1 protein-coding gene is annotated in these 1,150 nt (G+C 60.2%); it reads left to right on the forward strand.

Annotated elements, in window-relative coordinates:
• A partial coding sequence (gene tuf / locus EG244_RS20220) for an elongation factor Tu (protein ID WP_124966922.1) occupies positions 1-1,150 on the forward strand: 1,150 nt, incomplete at both ends.

Consider the following 1,150-nt stretch of genomic DNA (forward strand, 5'->3'; position numbering starts at 1 on the left):
AAGTTTGAACGGAACAAACCGCACGTCAACATCGGCACCATCGGCCACGTTGACCACGGCAAAACCACGCTGACCGCAGCAATCACCAAATACTTCGGTGACTTCAAAGCCTACGACCAGATCGATGGCGCACCGGAAGAGCGTGCACGCGGCATCACCATCTCGACCGCACACGTCGAGTATGAGACCGAAGCCCGTCACTACGCCCACGTTGACTGCCCCGGCCACGCCGACTACGTCAAAAACATGATCACCGGTGCTGCCCAGATGGACGGCGCGATCCTGGTTGTGAACGCTGCTGACGGCCCGATGCCGCAGACCCGCGAGCACATTCTGCTCGGCCGCCAGGTGGGTATCCCCTACATGGTCGTGTTCATGAACAAAGTGGACCAGGTTGACGATCCGGAGCTGATCGAACTCGTTGAGATGGAAATCCGCGAGCTGCTGTCGTCCTACGAATACCCGGGCGACGACATTCCGATCATCAAAGGTTCGGCTCTGCACGCGATGAACGGCACCCAGCCGGAAATCGGTGAGAACGCGATCCGCGCACTGCTCGCAGCTGTCGACACCTACATCCCGACCCCGGCACGTGCTGTTGACCAGCCGTTCCTGATGCCGATCGAAGACGTGTTCTCGATCTCGGGCCGTGGTACCGTTGTGACCGGTCGTGTTGAGCGCGGCGTGATCAACGTCGGTGACGAAGTCGAGATCGTCGGCATCCGCCCGACCTCGAAATCGACCTGCACCGGTGTGGAAATGTTCCGCAAACTGCTCGATCGCGGTGAAGCCGGCGACAACATCGGCGCCCTGCTGCGCGGCGTTGACCGTGACGGCGTTGAGCGTGGTCAGGTTCTGTGCAAGCCGAAGTCGGTTCTGCCGCACACCACTTTTGAGGCTGAGGCTTACATCCTCACCAAAGAAGAAGGTGGTCGTCACACCCCGTTCTTCGCGAACTACCGTCCGCAGTTCTACTTCCGCACCACCGACGTCACCGGCATGGTTAAACTGCCGGAAGGCACCGAAATGGTGATGCCGGGCGACAACCTGAAGTTCGAAGTCGAACTGATCGCGCCGATCGCTATGGAAGAGAAGCTCCGCTTCGCAATCCGTGAAGGCGGCCGCACCGTTGGTGCAGGCGTCGTCGCCA

The sequence above is a fragment of the Falsigemmobacter faecalis genome (genome assembly GCF_003863335.1).
GTDB classification, from domain to species: domain Bacteria; phylum Pseudomonadota; class Alphaproteobacteria; order Rhodobacterales; family Rhodobacteraceae; genus Wagnerdoeblera; species Wagnerdoeblera faecalis.